2 protein-coding genes are annotated in these 897 nt (G+C 65.6%); both read right to left on the bottom strand.

The annotated features are described in order from the left end of the window. Nucleotides 1-73: 73 nt before the first annotated feature. Nucleotides 74-580, bottom strand: a complete 507-nt coding sequence (locus RA26_RS21850) for a phosphatidylglycerophosphatase A family protein (RefSeq protein WP_039187561.1) — start codon at nucleotides 578-580, stop codon at nucleotides 74-76. Further along, the coding region (ispF, locus tag RA26_RS21845; RefSeq protein WP_039187559.1) for a 2-C-methyl-D-erythritol 2,4-cyclodiphosphate synthase at nucleotides 577-897 on the bottom strand (321 nt) is incomplete at its 5' end. The genes RA26_RS21850 and ispF, both read right to left, overlap by 4 nt.

Here is an 897-nt window from a genome sequence, read left to right as displayed (position 1 = left end):
GTGCAGCTCTCGGCGGTGGCGATGGTGATGCCTGCGGCCGTTGCGCGTATGATCAGCTCATCTGTGCCCATGATCACATCCCCAGCACACCGTGCGACAGGAAGGCCAATGCGGCGACGCAGATGGCGGCCAGAATGCCAGCGATGATGTCATCCATCATTACGCCGGTTGCGCCCTTCTGCCGGTCGGCCCAGCCGACGGGGCCGGGTTTCAGGATATCGAACAGGCGGAACAGCACAAAGGCCGCGATCCAGCCCGGCCACAGCGCGGTGATTTCGATGTCATGGGCCCAGGCCGGGTAGGACACGGCCCAGAGAGCAGTGAACTGGCCTGCGACCTCGTCCAGGACAAATTCCGAGGGGTCCATGTTTTCGCGGTTGCGGGTCATTGCCTCCGCCGCCCAGACGCCGACGATCATGCAGATCACGGTCGCCAGCGCCAGCAGCAGGAACCCGCCCAGCTGGTGCAGCGCATAGGCCATGGGCAGGGCTGCAAGCGATCCCCAGGTGCCGGGGGCCGGACGCAGGTAGCCGATGCCGCCCACGGTGCCGATCAGGAAGGCCAGACGCGATCTCTTCATAGTTTCACCAGTGCTGCGGTGGCGATGGCGGCGATGCCCTCGCCGCGGCCGGTGAAGCCGAGGCGCTCCGACGTGGTGGCCTTGATCGACACACGGTCTGCGCCGATGCCCAGAATCTCAGCCATTACCGCACGCATTTTGGCGGCGTGCGGGCCAACCTTGGGGAATTCGCAGACCAAGGTGCAGTCGACGTTCGACAGGGTGAAGCCCATCTCGCGCGCGAGGTTTGCCGCATGGCGCAGGAAAATCTCGCTGGCGGCGCCTTTCCACTGCGGATCGGATGGCGGGAAGTGCTGGCCGATGTCGCCCTGCGCCAG

Origin of the sequence: Leisingera sp. ANG-M7, from assembly GCF_000813965.1 — a bacterium.
Lineage (GTDB): Bacteria > Pseudomonadota > Alphaproteobacteria > Rhodobacterales > Rhodobacteraceae > Leisingera.
The sequence above is the reverse complement of the archived record's forward strand: the minus strand, read 5'-3'. Positions and strand labels throughout refer to the sequence as shown.

Excerpts from the sequence above, each read along its gene's own strand:
- RA26_RS21850 (WP_039187561.1), bottom strand. The coding sequence starts at position 580 with ATGAAGAGATCGCGTCTGGCCTTCCTGATCGGCACCGTGGGCGGCATC.